This is a genomic window from Streptomyces scabiei 87.22, from assembly GCF_000091305.1.
Classification (GTDB): Bacteria; Actinomycetota; Actinomycetes; order Streptomycetales; family Streptomycetaceae; genus Streptomyces; species Streptomyces scabiei.
The window spans coordinates 426793-447135 of record NC_013929.1 but is presented as its reverse complement, the minus strand read 5'-3'; the positions used below and the strand labels follow the sequence as shown (position 1 = coordinate 447135).

The 20343-nt window shown below is 71.8% G+C and carries 13 protein-coding genes; 9 read left to right on the top strand and 4 right to left on the bottom strand.

The features are described 5' to 3' along the window. Window positions 1–47: 47 nt before the first annotated feature. Complete coding sequence (locus SCAB_RS01785; RefSeq protein ID WP_012998331.1) at window positions 48–2354, bottom strand: beta-L-arabinofuranosidase domain-containing protein; 2307 nt, start codon at window positions 2352–2354, stop codon at window positions 48–50. Between the two features lie 672 nt (window positions 2355–3026). Between SCAB_RS01785 and SCAB_RS01780 the strand changes: the two genes are divergently transcribed. From SCAB_RS01780 to SCAB_RS01770, 3 genes are all read left to right on the top strand, one after another. Further along, window positions 3027–4979 carry an RICIN domain-containing protein gene (locus SCAB_RS01780; RefSeq protein WP_012998330.1) on the top strand — a complete coding sequence of 651 codons (1953 nt, stop codon included), beginning with the start codon at window positions 3027–3029 and terminating at the stop codon, window positions 4977–4979. Window positions 4980–5127: 148 nt separating this feature from the next. Further along, entirely contained in the window at window positions 5128–6207 is a 1080-nt protein-coding gene (locus SCAB_RS01775) for a homoserine dehydrogenase (protein ID WP_012998329.1), read from the top strand. Continuing rightward, window positions 6200–7630, top strand: coding sequence for an aldehyde dehydrogenase family protein (locus SCAB_RS01770; RefSeq protein WP_012998328.1), 1431 nt, complete (start codon window positions 6200–6202; stop codon window positions 7628–7630). The genes SCAB_RS01775 and SCAB_RS01770 overlap by 8 nt, the downstream gene beginning before the upstream one ends. 301 nt (window positions 7631–7931) lie before the next feature. Here the strand turns inward: SCAB_RS01770 and SCAB_RS01765 are convergent, their stop codons facing one another. Both SCAB_RS01765 and SCAB_RS01760 read right to left on the bottom strand, forming a co-directional pair. Continuing rightward, window positions 7932–10931: an aminotransferase gene (locus SCAB_RS01765; protein WP_012998327.1), complete on the bottom strand. Its 3000-nt coding sequence runs from the start codon at window positions 10929–10931 to the stop codon at window positions 7932–7934. Window positions 10932–10989: 58 nt separating this feature from the next. Further along, on the bottom strand, window positions 10990–11430 hold the full coding sequence (locus tag SCAB_RS01760) for an Lrp/AsnC family transcriptional regulator (RefSeq protein ID WP_012998326.1): 441 nt from the start codon (window positions 11428–11430) through the stop codon (window positions 10990–10992). A gap of 384 nt (window positions 11431–11814) precedes the next feature. Here SCAB_RS01760 and SCAB_RS01755 point away from each other — a divergent pair, with 384 nt between their 5' ends. The 6 genes from SCAB_RS01755 to SCAB_RS01730 all read left to right on the top strand — a co-directional run bounded on the left by SCAB_RS01755 (window position 11815) and on the right by SCAB_RS01730 (window position 19776). Then, complete coding sequence (locus SCAB_RS01755; RefSeq protein WP_012998325.1) at window positions 11815–12432, top strand: TetR/AcrR family transcriptional regulator; 618 nt, start codon at window positions 11815–11817, stop codon at window positions 12430–12432. A 519-nt stretch (window positions 12433–12951) separates the two neighbouring features. Next, window positions 12952–14532 carry an ABC transporter substrate-binding protein gene (locus SCAB_RS01750; protein WP_012998324.1) on the top strand — a complete coding sequence of 527 codons (1581 nt, stop codon included), beginning with the start codon at window positions 12952–12954 and terminating at the stop codon, window positions 14530–14532. A 124-nt stretch (window positions 14533–14656) separates the two neighbouring features. Continuing rightward, complete coding sequence (locus SCAB_RS01745; RefSeq protein ID WP_037725076.1) at window positions 14657–16084, top strand: amidase; 1428 nt, start codon at window positions 14657–14659, stop codon at window positions 16082–16084. Next, window positions 16081–17112 carry an ABC transporter permease gene (locus SCAB_RS01740; protein WP_012998322.1) on the top strand — a complete coding sequence of 344 codons (1032 nt, stop codon included), beginning with the start codon at window positions 16081–16083 and terminating at the stop codon, window positions 17110–17112. Before SCAB_RS01745 ends, SCAB_RS01740 begins: the two co-directional genes overlap by 4 nt. Continuing rightward, window positions 17102–18952, top strand: coding sequence for a dipeptide/oligopeptide/nickel ABC transporter permease/ATP-binding protein (locus SCAB_RS01735; RefSeq protein WP_012998321.1), 1851 nt, complete (start codon window positions 17102–17104; stop codon window positions 18950–18952). The genes SCAB_RS01740 and SCAB_RS01735 overlap by 11 nt, the downstream gene beginning before the upstream one ends. Continuing rightward, a complete protein-coding gene (locus SCAB_RS01730) occupies window positions 18952–19776 on the top strand; it encodes an ABC transporter ATP-binding protein (protein ID WP_012998320.1) in 825 nt (274 codons plus the stop codon). The genes SCAB_RS01735 and SCAB_RS01730 overlap by 1 nt, the downstream gene beginning before the upstream one ends. A gap of 94 nt (window positions 19777–19870) precedes the next feature. Here SCAB_RS01730 and SCAB_RS01725 read toward each other — a convergent pair whose 3' ends face one another. Then, window positions 19871–20230, bottom strand: coding sequence for a hypothetical protein (locus tag SCAB_RS01725; RefSeq protein ID WP_012998319.1), 360 nt, complete (start codon window positions 20228–20230; stop codon window positions 19871–19873). Between the last annotated feature and the right edge of the window lie 113 nt (window positions 20231–20343).

Below are 20343 nucleotides of genomic sequence, written 5' to 3'. Positions count from 1 at the left end.
CGACGGTCGGAAAATCGGGCAGTCCTGGGGAGCGGTTGGGGGTGGTGTCAGTTCTTCACGACGCGCCAGCGGTTGTCGGCGGTGCCGTCGTCCGGGGCCTGGACCGCGAACGCGCCGACAGCGGTGGAGTTGTTCGCGATGGCGAGGAGCTTGCCGCTGTTCACGTTGCGGATCTTGTAGGTCCCGTCTCCCTGGTCGAGCAGCGTCCACCGGTGGTCGGCGGTGCCGGTGTCCGACCACTGCAGGACCGTCGCGTTGTCGGCCGTGGACATGTCCTGGACGCCGAGCACCTTGCCGCTGTGGGCGTTGCGGAGACGGACCGCGCTTCCGTCGGTGATCATCTGCCAGTCGTGGTCGGCGGTGCCCGAGTCGTTCCACTGCAGGGCCCGGCCTCCGTCGGCCGTGGACATGTTCTGGATGCCCAGCACGAGTCCGCTGCCGACGTTGGTCAGACGGACGGTGTCGCCGGTGCTCCAGTAGACCGCGTAGTTGTGGCCGTGCGCGTCGTGGAAGGGCCCCAGTCCGACGGTGGAGCCGTTGGCGGTGGCGGTGAAGGCGAGCGAACCGGTACTGGTCCGGGTGATCGACGACGTCTTCAGCGACGGCGGGGATCCGAGCGCCGAGTCGCCGTAGTCGCCGGACAGGACGACCGGGCCGTAGGTGATCGCGGCGATGTTCGCGTTGTCGTTGGCCGCCCGCATGACGATCCGCATGGGCAGCCGGACGGTGACGGTGTCGCCGGAGGTCCAGGAGCGGGTGAGGGTGGCGTAGCTGCCGGGTGTGGTGGCGATGTCCTGAGCCGTGCCGTTGACGCTGATCGTGGCCCCGGAGGTCCAGCCCGGGATGCGCAGACGCATGGCCCAGGTTCCCCCGACGCTGCCGGTGACCCGCAGGGTCGTGGTGTCGCCGGCCGGATAGTCCGTGGTCTGGGTGACCGTGATGCCGCGCTCCGACCAGGTGAGCACCGAGGGCACGAACATGTTCACGATCAGGGTGGTGTCACTGCGGTAGTACACGGAGTCCATCAGCCTGGTGTGCATCTCCAGGCCCGTTCCCTGGCAGCACCAGAAGGTGCCGTAGTCGGTGCTCCAGGTGCCGCCGCCCCACGCCGGGCCCACACCGCGCCGGCCGCCCGGTCTGAGGGGGGTGAAGTAGGTGACGTGGCCGTGGTCGTCGGCCGGGTTCTGCTGGCCGATCATCTGGTTCAGCCACGCCCGCTCGTAGTAGTCGAACAGCGCGGCCCGGTTCGGGTCCAGCGCGAACAGTTCCCGGGTGAGGACGAGCATGTTGAAGGTGTTGCAGCTTTCGCAGGTGTCCTGGTTCAGGAAGCCGGCGATGGCGTTCGGGGCGCGGAAGTGCTCCGCCTGGCTGTTGCCGCCGATGGCATAGGTGTGCGCGGCGACGGTGATGCTCCAGGCATTGGTGGCGATGTCCCGGTAGCGAGTCGTGCCGGTGGCCTTGTACTCCCGGGCGGCCCCGATCCACTTGGGTACCTGGGTGTTGGCGTGCAGCCCGCTCAGCCGGTCCTGGTTCGACGCCAGCGGGTCGAACACCGCGGCGTGGTCGAACCGCCGGGCGGCGGTGAGCCACCGCGCGTCGCCGGTCTGCTGGTAGAGATCGGTGAGTACGGCGTTCATGCCGCCGAACTCGGTCTGCAGCATGGCCTGCATCTGCTGGCCGGTCAGCCGGCCGGTTCGCCAGTCGACCCATCCGGCCAGGGCGAGGAGCACGTCCCGGGCTTGTGTGCTGCCGATGTGGCGCCAGACGTCCAGCAGGCCCGCGAGGGTCTTGTGGATGGTGTAGTACGGCACGTTGCCGTTGCTCAGGGTCCGTTGCTCCAGAGCGGTGAAGTCGGACTCCGGATAACCGGAGAGGTACCCGGTGTTGAAACCGGCGGCGCCGTTGTTGGCCTGGCACTTGGCCAGTTCCGCGACCATGCGGGTCGCCTTGTCCCGGCAGGTGGTGTCCCCGGTCACCGCGTAGAGCTGGGCCCACGCCGTGAGGAAGTGCCCCTGGACGTGGGTGCGGAAGGGGAACGTCGGCGCGTCCCAGCCGCCGGTGGCGGCGGCGCCGGCGGTCGACAGCCGGTGATTGGCACGGAAGTTGTACAGCAGCCGGTCGACATCGACGAACCGCAGATAGTTCCGCGTACGGTCCTGGTTGTCCAGCCACCGGCTCGCGGTGAGCCGGACCTGGCCGAGTCCGAAGGGGTGAGCGAGGACCCCGATGTCGGCGCGTGCGGGAGGAACGGCCGCGTGGGCGGCGGACGGGCCGATGAGGGATCCGGCGGCAGAGGCGGCCGCGCTGGCCCCGGCGGCCTGCAGGAGGCGCCGTCTGCTGACGGGGGAGGTCATCCTGGACCTTTCGGTGAGGGGAGAGCGACAGCCCGGTCGGCTGTGGCGGTGACTCACGGATCCGGCAGTCGGGTGCGGCACGAGCAGAGGCATCGGCATCGCGGCGGGGGCATGGGCATCGCGGCGGGGGCCTCGGCGGCGGCCGTCGTCCCGAGCGCCGGACCCGCGTCCTCGGAGGGCCCTGCCCGTCGTGTCCCTTCCACTGATACATGGGATGGATTAAGGGACAAGAATGTGTCCGTGTCTAGTCATGCGACACGAAATGCTTAGCCGTTTCAGGGAGATGTGTCCGACCGGCGCTTCGGAGGCGATCCAGACATTGGATGTGCCGAGGGTGAGTTCGACTGACGCAAGAGCTGAATCCGGTCACCGTGCCCGAGGGTGCCTCCCGCTCGGGGACTCCCCTGCCCGGCACCTCGGTGGGCGTCCGGCGCATCCCTCGAAACATGGCATGTCTGGAGAGGGAAAGGAAGGAACTTACCCAGGGGAAGCCGGTCAAATCAGCCTGGGTGAAGGCACTTTCATCCTCTTACCCGTTGACACGAGGGAGCCGCGTCCTCGAACTTCATGCGTAACAACGGGCGCTGTCGAACCAGAGACACTCTCAACCCCCGGCCGCCCCACCGCCCCCACGCCGGCCATCTGAGCCACCGTCACCAGGGAGTTGCCCGCATGTCGTTCGGAAGCCTGTCCCGTCGCTCACTGCTGGGTGCCGCCGGGGCCGCCGCGGCCGCGACCGCACTGCCCGTCGTCCCCGCGCTCTCGCCCCTGCTGGCGAAGGCGGCGGCCGCGGACCCGCAGAGCAGTCTGGAGAAACTGGTGGACATGCGGTTCGGCATGTTCAACCACTTCAGCCTGGGCACGTTCACCGACGAGGAGTGGGCCGAGCCGAACCAGAACCCCGCCCTGTTCGCCCCCACGGCCGTGGACTGCGCCCAGTGGGCGGCCGCCGCCGCGGCGGCGAAGATGAGCTACGGCATCCTGACGACCAAGCACCACGACGGCTTCGCCCTCTGGCCGAGCGCCTACGGCACCCAGAACGTCGCCAACAGCCCCTACAAGCAGGACGTGGTGAAGGCGTACTGCGACGCCTTCCGGGCGAAGGGGCTCAGGGTCGCGTTCTACTACTCGATCTGGGACCGCACCTTCGGCGTCGAGGCGTGGGAGAACCGGCACCGGGTGTCGGGCCTCGAGATCACGGACGCCATCCAGCCCGCCGACATGACCTTCATACTCGGTCAGATCACCGAACTGCTCAGCAACTACGGCACCATCGACATGTTCATCACCGACGGCTACGCCTGGCAGATGGGCCAGCAGGCCGCCCCGTACCAGCGGATCCGCCGACACGTGAAGTCCCTGCAGCCGGACATCGTCATGATCGACCACGGTGCGCTCTCGGTTCCGTGGCTCGGCGACGCCATCTACTTCGAGGAACCGCTGGGCGTCTCCGCGCCGGCCGGAAACACCTACGCCGCCACGCAGGGGCAGACGATCAGCAATGGCTGGTTCTGGCATCCGTCCACGCCGACCGAGGGCCTGATGAGCAAGAACGCGATCCTGTCTCATCTGGCCGACCTGGAGCCCAAGTACACCTCGTTCATCCTCAACTGCCCGCCCAACCGCAACGGCAGGCTGGACACCAACATCGTCAACCGACTCGCCGAGGTCGGAGCGGCCTGGAGCCCGGACACCTCCCGGCCCTCTCTGCCCGCACAGCCACTGCGCGCCGAGCACCCCGTGACCCCCGTCAATGCCTACGCGACAGCGTTCCGCACCGGTGAGGGCCCGCTTCACGCCATCGACGGGCTGAGCGACAAGGGCTACGAGACCTGCTGGTCGACTTGGGGGCTGCCCACGCCTCTGCCCCACTCGATCACCATCGACCTCGGCGGGGTGTGGAGCAAGGTCTCCACCTTGGAGTACCTGCCCAAGCAGTGGAACCGCACCGGCACCACCGACGGCGACATCACCTCGTACACCATCTCCACCAGCACCGACGGCACGAACTTCACCCAGGTCGCCACCGGCACCTGGGCCGGCGACCGTGCCCCCAAGGTGGCTGAATGGCCGGCCCGGAACGCGGGCTTCGTACGGATCCAGGCCAACGCGGCCACCGGCGGCTACGCCAACATGGGCGGAGTCCACATCGGTGGCAGGACGGCCGAGCCGGCCCTGGTGTCGCGCGTCCTGCCGGGCGACGGCACCGTCTACCGCCTCGTCAACCGCAAGAGCGGCAAGGTCGTCGACGTGTACGACTTCGGCACCGCGGACGGCGCCCGTATCCAGCAGTGGCCGTGGCTGGACAACACCGCCCAGAAGTGGACCTTCGCCTCCACCGGAGACGGCTACTACGAGATCAAGAACGTGAACAGCCGCAAGCTGATGGAGGTGGCCGGACTGTCACGGGCCGACGGCGGGAACGTCGCCCTCTACACGGACCACGACGTGCCCCAGCAGCACTGGGCGGTCACACCGACCGGCGACGGCGCCTACTACCTCACCAACCGGTTCAGCGGACTGGCGCTCAGCGTCGACGCGGGGTCGACCGCCGACGGGGCCGACATCGAGCAGTTCACCTACCGCCGTCTTCCCGAACAGCAGTGGCAGATCATCGCCCTGTGACCGCACGGCCCGGGGCGGGCGGATCGCCGCCGGACAGGGCAGATCGGCATGCCCCGTGGCCGTTGTGACAGGGAACGGGTGACAGGCGCACGAGCGAGGCTCTGAGCAGCCGCACCGTCAAGGCGGCGGACTGCGAAGGAGCGATCTCATGGGCCGATACGATCTCGCCCTCATCGGCTTCGGCGGCGTCAACCGCGCGCTCGCCGAACTCATAGCCCACAGCGGAGAACGCCTGGCGAAGGAACTGGGCTTCGCCCTGCGGGTGGTGGCGATCACCGACCTGAGGGCCGGTTCCCTGGTGGACACCGACGGCATCGATCTGGTGCCGCTGCTGGCCGCCGAGCCCGGAGAGCTGAGCTTCGCGGACCTCGCCGGCGGCAGCGCCGAGCCGCGCAACGAGTGGGTGATCCGCGAGGTCCCGGCCGACATCGTCGTGGAGGCCACCTTCACCAACCCCACCGACGGCGAGCCCGCCCTGTCCCACGTGCGCTGGGCCCTGGAATCGGGCAAGCACGTGACCACCACCAACAAGGGGCCCGTCGCGCTCGCCGGCCGCACGCTGAAGCGCCTCGCCGCCGAGCGCGGCCTCGGCTTCGAGTACGAGGGCTCGGTGCTCAGCGGCACCCCCGTCCTGCGCACCGCCGAGCGCATGTTCGGCGGCCTGCAGATCAGTGGCGTCGAGGGCGTCATGAACGGCACCTCGAACTACATCCTCGGCCGCCTCGAAGAAGGCGTCGACCTGGCGGCGGCCATCGCCGAGGCCCAGGCGCACGGATACGCCGAAGCCGATCCCACCGCAGACGTCGAGGGCCACGACGTCCGGCTCAAAGTCATGATCCTCGCCAACGAGGTCCTCGGCGCGAACCTGCGCCGGGAGGACGTCTTCTGCGAGGGCATCCGCGCGATCACCCCCGACGTGGTGCGCGACGCCGCCTCGAAGGGACTGCGCTGGAAGCTGGTCGGCTCGGCCACCCGCCACGAGGACGGCAGCGTCGACGCCCGCGTCGCCCCGGTCGCCCTGCCCGCCCACCACCCGCTCGCCGGCGTCTCCGGCCCCGCCAACGCGGTCGCCTTCCACACCGACCTCCTCGGCACCGTCACGGTGTCCGGGCCCGGCGCCGGCCGCGTGGAGACCGCCTACGCCCTCCTGTCGGACATCATCGCCATCCACCAGCGCCACGCCGGCGACGACGCGCGCCCCGCTCTCCAGGAGACCCACCGTGTCTGACACCGCCGCGCCCGCCGCCATCGAACTCGACACCGACACCACGCCCGTGCACAACCCCTACACCGGCGAGGTCATCGCCTCGGTGCCCACCGTCGACGAGGCCGCCGTCGGCGGCATCCTGCAGCAGGCCAGGTGCGGACGCCGTACGGCCGCCGCGCTGTCCCGCGCCTCCCGGGCCGCGATCCTGGAACGCGCCGCCCACCTGATCGAGCGCCGTACCGAGTCCTTCGCCCGGCTGATCGTCAGCGAGGCCGGCAAGACCATCACCCAGGCCCGCAAGGAAGTCGCCCGCGCGGTCAACACGCTGTCCCTGTCCGCCGCCGAGGCCCGGCGCAACGCCGGAGAGGTCATCCCCTTCGACTCCTTCGAGGGCTCGGAGAAACGGCAGGGCTGGTTCACCCGCGAACCGCTGGGCATCATCGCCGCCGTCACCCCGTTCAACGACCCCCTCAACCTGGTCGCCCACAAGCTCGGCCCCGCCGTCGCCGGAGGAAACGCGGTCATCCTGAAACCGTCCGCGCTGACGCCGCTGTCCGCGCTGCGCCTGGTCGACACCCTCATTGAGGCCGGCCTGCCCGAGGAGATCGTCACCGTCGTCAACGGCGACGCCGGGATCGGCGCCGCGATCGTGGCCGCCCCCGACGTGCGCATGGTGTCCTTCACGGGCGGATTCGCCACCGGCGAGGCCATCGCCCGCACCGCGGGCCTGAAGAAGCTCGCCATGGACCTGGGCGGCAACGCACCGGTCATCGTCATGGACGACGCGGACCTGGACGAGGCCGTGGCCTCCTGCGTCTCCGGCGCGTTCTGGGCGGCGGGCCAGAACTGCATCGGCACCCAGCGCATCCTGATCGCCGCCGAGGTCTACGAGCGCTTCCGCGACGCCTTCGTGGCCCGCACCGGACTGCTGCGCACCGGCGACCCGCTCGACGAGCGCACCGACGTCGGCCCCATGATCACCCCTCGGGCGGCGGCCGCCACCCGGGCCAAGGTCGACGCGGCGGTGGCCGAGGGCGCGGTGCTGCTGTGCGGCAACGAGGCCACCGGCGCCCTGTACACGCCGACCGTCCTGGAGGACGTCCCGGCGGCCTGCTCGATCTGGCAGGAGGAGGTGTTCGCCCCGGTCGTCGTACTGCAGCCGTTCACCTCCTTCGAGGACGCCGTCGAGCAGGCCAACGCCATCGACTACAGCCTCCACGCGGGCATCTTCACCTCGCGCCTGGACCACGCCCTGAACGCGGCCCGGCTGCTGCAGGCCGGCGGAGTCATGATCAACGACTCGTCCGACTACCGCTTCGACGCCATGCCGTTCGGCGGGTTCAAGTACGGCAGCATGGGCCGCGAGGGCGTGCGCTTCGCCTTCGAGGAGATGACCCAGCCCAAGGTCGTCTGCGTCAACCACATCGGCGAGGCGACGCGATGACGGCCGCTGGTACATGACGGCCGCCCGTACCGGTCACGCACCTGGAACCGGGGCAGTCACCGACGTGTGCGGTGGCTGCCCCGGCCGCGTCCTCAGCCCCGCCGGACCGCGCCGAGCCGGGTCCGGTGCTGGTCCGCTGCGGTGAAGCGCCGCGCCACCGTGCGCAGGACGCGGGCCATGGCCCGGGCGGGCGGGTTGGCGGGGCGTGCCGCGGCGCGGGCCAGGAGGATGCGGCGGGTGGGGCCGGGACGTCCGAGGCGTACGTCAGGAGGCGTACGTCGCTGCGCGGGAGGGCCCGGCGTCAGCGGGAGTGGCCGAGTTGGGTGAGGGCCAGGTCGAGCATGTCGGCGAAGAAGTCGGCCGCGGCGGTGTCGAGGCACAGCGGTGGCTTGATCTTGAGGATGTTGAGGTGGTCGCCGGTGGGCTGGACGATCACGCCGAGGTCGAGCATACGGTCGCACAGCTCGGCGGTTTCCTCCGTGGCGGGTGCCAGGGAGGCGCGGTCCCGGACCAGTTCGAGGCCGAGGTAGAGACCCGACCCGTGCACGGCGCCGATGATGCCGTGCCGGTCGGCCAGTGCCTGGAGCCTGCCCTTGAGAAGGGCGCCGACCCGCGCCGCGTTGCCCTGGAGGTCCTCGTCGCGCAGGGCGTCCAGCACGGTGAGGCCCACGACGCTGGAGACGGGGCTGCCTCCGGTGGACGAGAAGAAGTAGCCCTGATCGCGGTACCGGTCCGCGACCTCCCGGGACGTGATGACGGCACCGAGAGGGTGTCCGTTGCCCATGGCCTTGGCGACACAGACGATGTCGGGCACGACCCCCTGCTGCTCGAAGCCCCAGAACCAGTGTCCCAGGCGGCCGTATCCGACCTGGACCTCGTCGGCGACGGCCAGGCCGCCGTGGCGTCGTACGGCCGCGTACACCTGGGCGAGATAGCCGTCGGGCAGGGCGACTCCGCCGGCGTTGCCGTAGAAGGTCTCGCCGAGGAACGCACCCGGCGGGCGGCCGGTGGCGGCCAGTTCGTCGATCATCGCGACGGCCTCGGGCGCGTACCGCACGGCGTCCGTCCCGCGGTGGCGGCCGCGGTAGGAGTTGGGCGAGTCCACGGTGTGCACCCAACTCGGGCGCGTGGCGAGGGCGTTGGGGTTGTCCTGAAGTGAGGTGGAGACCGCGTCGGAGGCGTACGTCCAGCCGTGGTACGCCTCGCGCAGCGCGACGACGTCGTGCCGGCCGGAGGCGCCCATGGCCAGGCGCAGGCCCAGATCCACCGCCTCCGAACCGGAGTTGACGAGGAACACCGTGTCCAGGGGATCGGGGAGCAGGGCGGCGAGGCGCTCGGTGAACTCCACCACGGAGGCGTAGTGGAAGCGCGAGTTGGTGTTGAGCCGCCGCAACTGCCGCGTGACCGCCTCCTCGACGCGCGGGTGGGCGTGGCCCAGGGGGGTGACGTTGTTGACGATGTCGAGGTACGACCGGCCCTCGGTGGAGAGCAGATGGTGGCGCCAACCCCGTTCGATGCGCGGGGGGTCGGCGTAGTAGTGCCCCTGCACGGTGGCGAACGCGGCGTCACGCCGGTCGAGCAGGCCGCTGTCGTCCGTACGGTCGCGGATGGTGGCCGGGAGGCCGAGGAGCGGGGCGGGGTCGGCGGTGAGCGCGAGCCAGCCGGCCGCGTACTCGGGGCGGACCAGGTGGGGCACGGCGGGGCCGTCGGTGTCGCGCAGCGCGAGGTGGACGCGGGCGCCGGAGCCGAGACGGGCGATGTCGTCGCCCGCCCGCACCGTCGCACCGGTGGTGACCAGCGGCTGGACCATGTCGGGGAGAACCACGGACAGGGTCCGTGCGCCGTAGGCGAGTTCGACGTGGCCCGGTGCCGCCGTGAGGACCTTCCCCGGGGCGGGTGCCTGGACCACGGCATCCCGGCCGAGCCGGACGTCGACTCCGGTGGGCACCGTGGCGGGGGAGACCGCCGACAGCGTCGATGCCCGGGTCAGTCGCGGGTCGGCGTACCGGGTGGCCACGGCGGCCGCTCCGGCGGCGAGGGCGGAGGCCGCCAGCCGGTCCTCGGCGCCGGGGTCCGTCCAGGCTCCGCGGTCCAGGGAACCGGCGTCGGTGGACAGGTCGAGGAGGGCGATGTCCTCGGGGGCCAGGTCCCGCAGGAGGGGGCGTACCGGGGTCTCGGCCTCAGCCTCGGTGGTGGTGGTGGTGGTGGCGGCGGTCCGGACCGGAGCGTCGGTCGTGCCGGTCGCGTCCCGGACGAGGCCGGTCATCACGGACAGGGGCAGCGAGGTGGCCTGCTCGAAGATGCGCCATTCGTGGTCGAGCGCGCCCGTGGCGTAGGCGTTGTCCTCGTCGACGGCGGCCTGGTGGTGGCCGCTCGCCACCAGGACGGCGGCACGCAGGACCACGATCGGCCACACCGCCTCCGCCTCCTCGGCGGAGAGCGGCCGGACGGCGTGGAAGGCACGGACGGCCGGCAGTACGTGGTGCGGCTCGGCACCGTCGTGGTGGAGTATCGAGGACACCGACACGGCGAGTTCGCAGACCGCCCAACTCGTGGTCACGTCACCGAAGTCGATGATTCCGTCCGGCAGGGGCGTGGGGCTTCCGGGACGGCGGACCAGATTGTCGTCGGTGAGGTCCAGGTGCACGGCCTGCGACGGCAGCGAGGGGGCGAGCCGTCGGACATGGGCCCAGGCCTCGGCGGTCGCCGTCCGCACGGCGGTGCGCCGCTCGGGTTCGCCGATGTGCCCGGCGAGCCTGGCGACGACGCGATCGGCGTGCCGCGGGTCCCACTGGAGGACGCGGTCGAGGCCCGGGTGCCGGAAGTCGCGCAGGGCGGAGCTGACCTTTCCGGCGATCGTGCCCATGCCCGCCACGGTGCCGGGGGACAGGTGCCGGGGTCCCGAGAGCGTGCCGCCGGGCAGGTGGCGCAGCAGACGGGCGACGGCCGGACCGTTCTCGGTGTCCACCGTCGTGCGCCGCGGGGAACCGTCCGGATCGCGCAGGACCGTGGCGATCCGCAGTTCCGGGCAGGCCCGGGCGATCAGGTCGGCCGCGGTGTCCTGGGCCTCGATCTCCACCGTGCCGAAAGCGGGGTTGGCGATCTTCAGTACCGCCGCCGGCGTCCCGTCGGTGGCGTGCAGCAGGAAGTTGGCGTCCTGCTGGCTGCCCAGTTCCCGGGCGCGAGCGGTGGTGCCGAGATGCTCGGCGGCGATGAGTTCGGCCTGGGCCGCTGTGGTGCGGGGCGCGGGCAGGGCGCCCTCGGCGAAGAAGTCGATCGTGCGGTACTCGTCGGGCAGCATGCGGGTTCCTCGGCTGGTGTGGGCGAGCAGGGCTCGGACGCTCGGACGCTCGTATGCCTCAGTCGACGTGCCACAGGAAGCGGTGCGTGTGGATCGCGAAGTAGGGGAAGTTCTCCACCGACGTGACCCCCTCGACGGGCCGGACGACGTCGTTGACGAAGTCCAGGAGATCCCGGGGGCGAGCGCACACCACCTCCACGAACAGGTCGAAGCCGCCCGCCGTCAGGACCGTGTACACGACCTCGTCGTGCCGGGACAGTTCGTCGGCGACCCCCCGGGCGTCGCCGTCGACGCGCAGCCCCAGCAGTGCCATCGCCTGCTGGCCCATGGTCATCGGGTCGGTCACGCCGACGACCTGGACCGCGTGGCTGTCGATCAGCCGCTGCAGCCGGTGCCGCGCGGCCGAGGGCGACAGCCCGACCTTCGGCCCCAGATCGGCGTACGGGATCCGGCCGTCGACCTGCAGCTCCCGCAGGATGGCGCGGTCGATGTCATCCATGGGAGACCCTTTCCTCCTGCGCGTGACCCTGCAAGGCGTGGCGCTTGTTTCAAGCACCATGGCGGAATTTCACGCTCGATTCAAGTGTGGGATCGATGGAATCGAGCGTTCGCCGTCTTCGGCTTCCGCGTCGATCGGCCCCTTGCCAGGCCGACGACCGGGGCAACTGTCGGGGGACGTGGCCGTCCCGGTGGCCGGGCCCTGGGCGTTCGGTTCCCCAGCGGTCGCTTAGGCTGGCTTCTCGTCGCCGGTGAGGAGACGCAGGTTCGCAGGTTGCGGCGGCGCGTGCGCCGCCGTCCGTCCGAGGGAGACGTTCGCGTGGCAGTTGCTGGGGGGCGGTCGTCGAAGCGGCTTCAGCGAGGGACCCTTTCCCAGGGGCTCATCGTGGCCACCGCGCTGCGGATCCTCGACGAGGACGGGCCGGACGCGCTCACCTTCCAGCGGCTGGGCAAGGAGCTGTCCTCCTCCGCGACCGCGGTCTACCGGTACTTCGCCAGTCGCGACCACATCATGGTCGGTGTCGCCGACGAGTTGGACCGGATCTCGCTGGAGGGGTACGAGCCGCACGAGTCGTGGACCGAGTCGCTGCGGGACCTGGCGACCCGGGCCTGGGACACCGCGCTGGACCACCCGGCAGCCGCCGCGCTCTGCATGGGCAGGGTCACCCGGGGCGTCCACGAACTGCGTGCCGTCGACGCCCTCCTGGAGGCGTTCCACCGCGGTGGCTGGCGCGGCCGGGCGGCCGTCCTGCACTACCAGGCGTTCTCGAACTTCCTGCTCTCCGTCGCCAGCAACAACGCCTGGCGGCTCGTCAACCAGCGGTTCGGCACCGAGGTGAACTGGGTGCAGGAGTACCAGCCGGCGAATCCGGACGCGTACCCCTTCGCCGAGGCGGCGAAGGACCATCTGCGCAGCATCGACATGACCGACGTCTTCCACCGGCAGACGGACCTCGTCCTCACCGCCCTGGTGGCGGAGTCGGCGACCCTCCCGCGCGACTGACCCGCGGCGGCCCCTGTCCCGACGTGGGCCGCTCCCGGGGACGCGGGCGCGGCGCACTCGCACCTCCTCGCGCGCGACCGGCCCGCGACGCTCCCGGCCGGCCGGTGCGGCTCGCCCCCGGTGGCGTGCGCGCGCTGTTCACGTGGGGCGGCTGCGGTTCCTCCCGCGTCGGCGCCGCGCCCCCGGCGGCCGGCGCGGGGCCCTCCCGCGTGTGAAACACGGGCCGTGCCCACCTGTCGGCCCCCCGTGTGTGGTGACACGCGTCACTCCTCGGCCCTTGGGAGCGGCGGCCCTCTTGTCGTCCGAACCGGCGGCCGGACCGGCGCGCGGAAAGATAGTTAACGGTATTGACTACGCCGTTAACTTGGCTGCATCCTCTCCACACCGAGTGCTCCACGACTCGCTTCGGCGGCGTCCACCGAGCGCCGCGCGCACCGCCTCCACCCCGAACTGCTCGCGCTCGTCCCGCCCGATCCCGTGCGACCTGCGCAGAGCGCGACTCCCTCTCCAGGAGCACCCATGCGCCAGACCCGTACCCGCGCGGTCCCCGTGACCGCCGCCGTCGCCATGACGGCCGTACTCGCCGGCTGTACCACCACGGGATCGACGTCCGGAGACGCGAGCGGCGGCGACGCCGCCACGACGACGAAGATCCGGACGACGATCGACGTGCCGGCCGGCTTCGACCCCGCCAAGGCACTGTCCCTCCCGGACTACCAGCTCGCCCGGAACAGCTACGACACCCTCGTGCGCAAGGACGACGGCGGGCTCGTGGGCGGGCTCGCCACCAAGTGGACGAGCACCCCCACCGCCGCCACGTTCACCCTGCGCGCCGATGCGACCTGCGCCGACGGGACACCGATCACGCCGAAGGTCGTCAAGGCGTCCCTCGACCGCTTCGTCGACCCGAAGACGGCCGCGCCCGACCTCCCCACGATCTTCGGCCCCGGCAACACCGTGAAGGTGACCGCCGACGACGCGGCGCGCACCGTGAAGGTCACGCTCGCCAGGCCGTGGGGCGACATGGTCACCGGTCTGTCGGTCGCGAGCACGGGCATCGTGTGCCCGGCGGGACTCAAGGACCTGAAGGCGCTCGCCGCCGGCAAGGCCAAGGGCTCCCAGTCCGGACCGTACGTCCTCGCCAAGTCCCAGTCCGGCGTCTCGTACTCCTACACGCTGCGCCCCGAGTACAAGGCATGGCCGGCCTGGCGCACGAAGATCCCCGGCAAGGTCGCCGCCACGACGGAGTACCTGGTCTCGCCCGACCCGACCGCGACGGGCAACCTCGTCACGAGCGGCCAGCTCGACATCGGCAAGATCGACGCCTCCGGCATCCCGCGCTTCGACGGCGTGGACGGCCGCAGCGTGAGCGTCAGCCGGTTCTCCGACTTCTACCTGCTCTTCAACGAACGCCCCGGCACGGTCTTCGCGGACATCGACACCCGCCGGGCCGTCGCCCAGGCCGTCGACCGCGCCGCCTTCACCAAGGTCGTCTCCAAGGACACCGGCGAGCCGTCGACGATGTTCGTGCAGAAGGGCATCCCCTGCAACGACCCCGCCACCTCCTTCCTCGTACCGAAGGACAAGGCCGCGGCGGCCGACGTGCTCAAGGGCAAGAAGATCCGCCTCGTCGGCCCCCAGGTCGTCGGCCCGGCCGGCGCCGGCAACCAGTACATCCAGGAGGCGCTGCGGGCCGCGGGCGCGGACGTCACCCTCGCCAACGTCGACGTCGGCGCCTGGGTCGGAACCCTGTTCGGCAAGCCCGACGCCTGGGACCTCACCGTCTTCGCCGACCTCAACTTCCTCGGCAGCCTCGCCAACCCGCTCGCCCACTTCGTCGGCCCGACCGTGCCCGAGGGCGGCGGCAACCTCGGCGCCGTCAAGAACCCCGCGCTGGACAAGGCCTTCACGCAGGGCACCGAGGCGACGACCTCCAAGGCCCGCTGCGCCGCGTACCAGAAGGCCGCCAAGGCCGTGATCTCGCAGGTGGACGCGGTGCCGCTGGTCAACGACCCGTTCATCTACGCACTGCGCAAGGGATTCAGCGCACGGATGCTCGGCGGCTCGCTCGACGACCCCATCCTGCGCATCACCGGCTGACGGACGCCGCGCCCGTACGGCGCGCAGACCCGTGCCGGACCCCAAGGCGTCCGGCACGGACGGTCCCGCGCCGCCGCGCAGCCCCGCACCGCGACCCTCGCACCCATCCGACAGGAGCCCTGTGGTGATCGACCCGTTCAGCACCGCCCAGCAGATCGCCGACCTCATACGCACCAAAGAGGTCAGCCCCGTGGAGGTCGCCGAGACCTACCTCGACCGCATCGAGCGGATCAACCCCGCCGTCAACGCCGTCGTCTGGCTCGACACCGACGCCGTGCGCGCGGCGGCCGTCCGGGCCGAGCGCGCGGTGCTGCGCGGCGACCGGCTCGGCCCGCTGCACGGCGTCCCCGTCCCCATCAAGGACCTCAGCTCCGTCGCGGGACAGCCCAACACCATGTCCTCGCTGGCGATCCGGGACACCCCGCAGACGGTCACGGACCCCGACGTCCAACTCCTCCTCGACGCCGGCGCGATCCCCCTCGGCCGGACGAACTCCCCGGAGTTCGGCGCCCTGACGGTCTCCGAGAACGCCCGGCACGGCAAGACGCGCAACCCGTGGAACCCGGCGCACACCTCCGGCGGGTCCAGCGGCGGCGCGTCGGCGGCCGTCGCGGCCGGGCTCGCCCCGGTGGCGCACGCAGGCGACGGCGGCGGCTCGATCCGCGTCCCCGCGTCCGTCACCGGCCTCGTCGGCCTCAAGCCGAGCCGGGGACGCGTCCCCGCCCTGGTCCGGGGCTGGGAGCACTCGACCACCGAGGGAGCGATCACCCGCACCGTGCGCGACGCGGCCCTCATGCTCGACGTCATGGGCCGCCCCGACCGGCTCGCCTGGTACAGCGCGCCCGACCCGGGCCGCCCGTACATCGAGGAGATCGGCGCCGACCCCGGGCGGCTGCGGATCGGACTGCTCCTCGACGCACCGACCGGACTGCCCGTCGACGAGGAGTGCCGCACGGCGGCGCTGACGGCCGCGCAGGCCCTGCGCGACCTCGGGCACGACGTCGTCGAGGCCCGCCCGAGGATGTTCTCGTACGAGGCGATCATGGGCTTCACCTGGACCATCATCAGCGCCTCCACCTACGCCATCGAGGTCGACGACCCGGACGCGGTGGACCCCTACATCCGGCGCCGCCGCGAGACCGCCCTGGAGGTCAGCGCGGGCGACTACGCCCGGACGGCGGCGCGCCTGCAGGCCGAGTCCCGCGACGTCGTCGCCCAGTGGGGCACGGACTTCGACGTCCTCCTCACCCCGACCACCGCGGTCGTGGCGCCCCCGGTCGGCCCCGTGTACGACGAGGCGAACTCCGACCCGGACGGCCCGCGGGCCACCGAGACCCGGATGGTCTCCTTCACCGCGTTCGTCAACATCGCCGGACTGCCCGCCATCTCGCTGCCCGTCCACACCACCGCGGACGGACTGCCGGTCGGCGCCCAGCTCATCGGCGCGCCCTACGACGAGGCGACGCTGCTGCGCCTGTCTGCCCAGCTCGAACCCCGGTTCCGCTGGCACGAGCGGCGCCCGGACGACGCCGCCCTCGCGGCGGCGCTGTGAGCGCCGGTTCCGCGGCCCCGGCGGGGCCGCTGCCGGCCGCCGCCGTCCGGCGTGCTCCCCGGCTGCGACTGCGCGGCGGCTGGGCCGGGTTCGCCGTCCGCCGTGCGGGCGGGCTGCTGATGTCCATGCTGCTGCTCGTCGTCGTGACGTTCCTCATCGTGCCCCTGCTGCCCGGGGACCCCGCCCGCGCGATCGCCGGCACCAGCTCGTCCCCCGCCACCCTCGCGGCGATACGCGACCGGCTGGGCCTCGACGAGCCGTTGACGACGCGGTTCGTCCACTACCTCGGCGACATCGCCTCCGGACGGCTCGGCACCTCCTTCCGGTTCGACACCCCGGTCGCGGACATCATCGCCACCCGGCTGCCGTACACCGTCCAGCTCGTCATCCCCGCCGTCCTGCTCTCCCTGTTCATCGCCGTCCCGCTGGGCATGACCGTCGGTGTCCTCACCCGCGACGGACGCCGCCGCCGGCTCGGCGTCGGATTCGGCACGCTCGCCGGGCTCCTCGCCTCGGCGCCGGTCTACGTCGTCGCGACCCTGCTCATCGTCCTGTTCTCGATCAGTCTCGGGCTGCTGCCGTCCGGTGGCGCCACCACACCCAGCGCGCTCGTCCTGCCGATCGCCGCGCTCTGTATCGGCCCGGCCTTCGCCATCGCCCGGGTCGTCCGGCAGGAGACGGCCTCGGTGCTCGCCCAGGACTACATGCGGACCGCCCGCGGCCACCGCCTGGGATCCGTACGCCTCCACCTGCGCCACGCACTGCCCAACCTGGTGACGAGCGTCCTCACCCTGAGCGGTCTCGTCCTCACGTCCCTGCTCGGCGGGACGATCATCCTGGAGAACGTCTTCACCTATCCGGGGCTCGGCACCGAGGTCGTCCAGGCGATCATCTACAAGGACTATCCGGTGATCCAGGGCATCATCCTCGTCGTCGGCATGCTGGCCCTGCTCGTCAACCTCCTCGTCGACGTCGTCCTCGGGATCGTCGACCCCCGCACCCTCGAGGGAGGTCGTCGTGGCCACTGACACGACCACGCGCCGGTGGCGCCGCAACCCGTCGCTGACGTCCGGCGCGGTGATCCTCGGACTGCTCGTCCTCGTCGCCCTCGTGGCCCCGCTGCTGCTGCGCGGCCCTGCCGAGACGCTCACCGGCGACACCCGGCTCGGACCCGGCGCCGGACATCTCCTCGGCACCGACGCGTTCGGCCGCGACGTCCTCGCCCGGGCGCTCGTCGCGACCCGGCTCACCCTGCTCATGGCCGCCGCGGCCACCGCCGTCTCGTTCGTCGTCGGCGTCGCGATCGGCGCGCTGGTCCACCTCGCACCCGGATGGCTGCGCGAAACCAGCCTGCGGCTCATCGACTCGGCGGTGGCCTTCCCCTCGCTCGTCCTCGCCCTCGTCATCGCGGCGGTGCTCGGACCGGGCACGATGTCCGCGATCGTCGCGATCGCCGTCGCCGGCGTCCCCGGATTCGCCCGCCTGACGGCGAATCTCGCCGCGACCGTCGCCGACAAGGACTACGTCCTCACCGCGCGCCTGCTCGGCGTCCCCGGGCTGCGGATCCTGGCCCGGCACGTCCTGCCCAACATCAGCGGGCCGCTGCTGGTGCTCCTCAGTTCGAGTTTCACCCTGTCCCTGCTCGACATCAGCAGCCTGTCGTTCGTCGGCCTCGGTGTGCAGAACCCCCAGTACGACTGGGGCCGCCTGCTCAACGAGGCACTGCCGTCGATCTTCGCCCAGCCGTCGCTCGTGCTCGCCCCGTCGATCATGCTCATCGTCACCGGCGTGGGCGCCATGCTCCTCGGAGACGGCGTGGCCTCCCTCGTCGACCCGCGCACCCGCCCCACGGCGCCCGCACCGGCCAAGTCGGCGGACCCGGCCGGACGGGCCGTCCCGGCACAGAAGGGCCGGACACCGGCGCCGGCTGCGGACGGCGCGGCGGCAGCGGCCGTCCCGGACCCGGACGGTCTGCTGACCGTCGACGGGCTGACCGTGCGGGCCGGCGACCGGACCCTCGTCGACGACGTGTCGTTCACCATCGCGGCCGGGCAGATCGTCGGCCTCGTGGGGGAGTCGGGCTCGGGCAAGTCCACGATCGCCATGGCGGTCGCCGGCCTGCTCCCCGAGGGCGTCCGGGCGGACGCCGCCCGCCTCGCCCTCGACGACCTCGACCTGCTCGCCGCCCCGTCGGAGCGGCGTCTCGCCACCGAGATCGGCATCGTCTACCAGGACCCGATCGGCACGTTCAACCCCGCGCTCAGGCTCGGCACCCAGCTCACCGAGGTGACCCGGGTCCATCAGGGGACCTCCAGGCGTCAGGCGGCACAGGACATGGTCCGCGCCCTGGCCGACATCCGCGTCACCGAACCGGAACGGCGGTTGCGCCAGCACCCGCACGAACTGAGCGGCGGCATGCTGCAACGCGCCTCGATCGCCTCCGCGACGACGACGAACCCGCGGCTGCTCATCGCCGACGAGCCGACGACGGCCCTCGACGTCACCGTCCAGGCGGAGGTGCTGCGCCAGTTCCGGCGCATCAACCGCGAGCACGGTACGGCGATGCTGTTCATCTCGCACGACATCGGCGTGGTCGGCGTGCTCTGCGACACGGTTCTGGTGCTCCACGGCGGCCGGGTCGTCGACCGCACGACGGGCGCCGACCTGCGCCGGGGAACCGTCACCCATCCGTACACCCGTGCGCTGCTCGCGGCGACCCCCGCCGCCGTCGAGGCCGGCGGCACCCTCACCGCGGTCCGGTGGACGGCCGACGCCCACGCGGCACCGCCGGGCGGGGCGCCGACGGACGACTGCGACCTTTCCGACACAGCCGCGGACCGTTCCCCGGCCGCCGAAGGGAGCCACTGATGTCCGCCACCGCCAACCCGTCCGAGCCGGGTGCGGCCGCCCCGCTGCTGCGCGTCGAGGACCTCACCGTCGAGCTGGGCCACGGCGTCGCGGCCCGCAAGGTGCTCAAGTCGGTCTCCTTCGACATCGCCCGGGGCAGCACCCTCGCCCTCGTCGGGGAGTCCGGGTCGGGCAAGACGACACTCGCGCGGACCCTCGTCGGCGTGCACCGACCGTCCGGCGGCCGCATCCTCGTGGACGGCGCCCCGCTGCGCCCCGCACGCGGACGGGCGGGCGCCGCGACGGTCCAGATGATTCCGCAGGACCCGTACTCCTCCTTCGACCCGCGTCGCACCGTCGCGCAGTCGCTCGCCGAGGCACTCGATCCCGTCCGGGCCAGGGTCGGACCGGCCCGGGCCCGGATCGCCGAGCTGCTCGGCCAGGTGAGCCTGGACCCCGACGGCATGGACCGCTACCCGCACGAGTTCTCCGGCGGTCAGCGGCAGCGGCTGGCGATCGCACGGGCCCTCGCGCCGGGGCCCCGGTTCGTCATCGCCGACGAGATCACCTCGGCCCTCGACCTGACGACCCAGGCCGAGATCCTCAACCTGCTCGCCGACCTGCGCCGTCGGCTCTCGCTGACGATGCTGTTCATCTCGCACGACCTGGCCGTGGTCCGGCACGTGAGCGACTCGGTCGCGGTCCTGCTGCACGGGGACCTCGTCGAACTCGGCCCGACCGGGGCCACCTTCGCCGCGCCGAGCCACCCGTACACCGCGCAACTCCTCGCCTCCGTACCGGGCGATCCGAGGTTCCGCCTCGACGAGGAGCCCGCCACGGTGTGAACCACCCGACGCGGCACGCCCTTTCGGCCCGCGGACCGGCTCGGGCCGGCCGGCGGGCCGAGCCGCGCGCCCTGGGGTGGCGAGCCGTGGGCGGTCACAGCAGGATCATGCGGGTCCCGTTCACGGCCAGGATCGTGCAGGCGAGAGTGAAGAGGCCCTGGACGACGCAGGTGATCGGCATACGGAGCAGGCCGTGCGTGACCGCACTCGCCGCCCCCACGGCCGGGACGCCCCAGACGATGAGCCACGTCAGCACCGGGACGTCGCCGGAGTGCGTGGCCGAGGCCGTGATGCCGTGGCCGAGCACCAGCAGCAGGTACCCGGCGGTCATGACGATCACGGTGTCCATGATCAGGAACAGCAGGGCGACCGCGAGGTCGAGCGGCCAGGAACGGCGTCGGCGGCCGCGAGGGGCCACAGGGGCGTCCTGGTCGTCCCGGGGTGGTGAGGCCATGTGCCGACTGCACCACGGAACGGTCCGTTCGACTCCTCGCGGGGCCGGACAGGGATCCGACCGTGACCATCGGCCCGTGCTCCGGCTCGGCCGGCCCCGCGACCGCACGTCCG

Excerpts from the sequence above, each read along its gene's own strand:
- SCAB_RS01785 (WP_012998331.1), bottom strand. The coding sequence starts at position 2,354 with ATGACCTCCCCCGTCAGCAGACGGCGCCTCCTGCAGGCCGCCGGGGCC.
- SCAB_RS01780 (WP_012998330.1), top strand. The coding sequence starts at position 3,027 with ATGTCGTTCGGAAGCCTGTCCCGTCGCTCACTGCTGGGTGCCGCCGGG.
- SCAB_RS01775 (WP_012998329.1), top strand. The coding sequence starts at position 5,128 with ATGGGCCGATACGATCTCGCCCTCATCGGCTTCGGCGGCGTCAACCGC.
- SCAB_RS01765 (WP_012998327.1), bottom strand. The coding sequence starts at position 10,931 with ATGCTGCCCGACGAGTACCGCACGATCGACTTCTTCGCCGAGGGCGCC.
- SCAB_RS01760 (WP_012998326.1), bottom strand. The coding sequence starts at position 11,430 with ATGGATGACATCGACCGCGCCATCCTGCGGGAGCTGCAGGTCGACGGC.
- SCAB_RS01750 (WP_012998324.1), top strand. The coding sequence starts at position 12,952 with ATGCGCCAGACCCGTACCCGCGCGGTCCCCGTGACCGCCGCCGTCGCC.
- SCAB_RS01730 (WP_012998320.1), top strand. The coding sequence starts at position 18,952 with ATGTCCGCCACCGCCAACCCGTCCGAGCCGGGTGCGGCCGCCCCGCTG.
- SCAB_RS01725 (WP_012998319.1), bottom strand. The coding sequence starts at position 20,230 with ATGGCCTCACCACCCCGGGACGACCAGGACGCCCCTGTGGCCCCTCGC.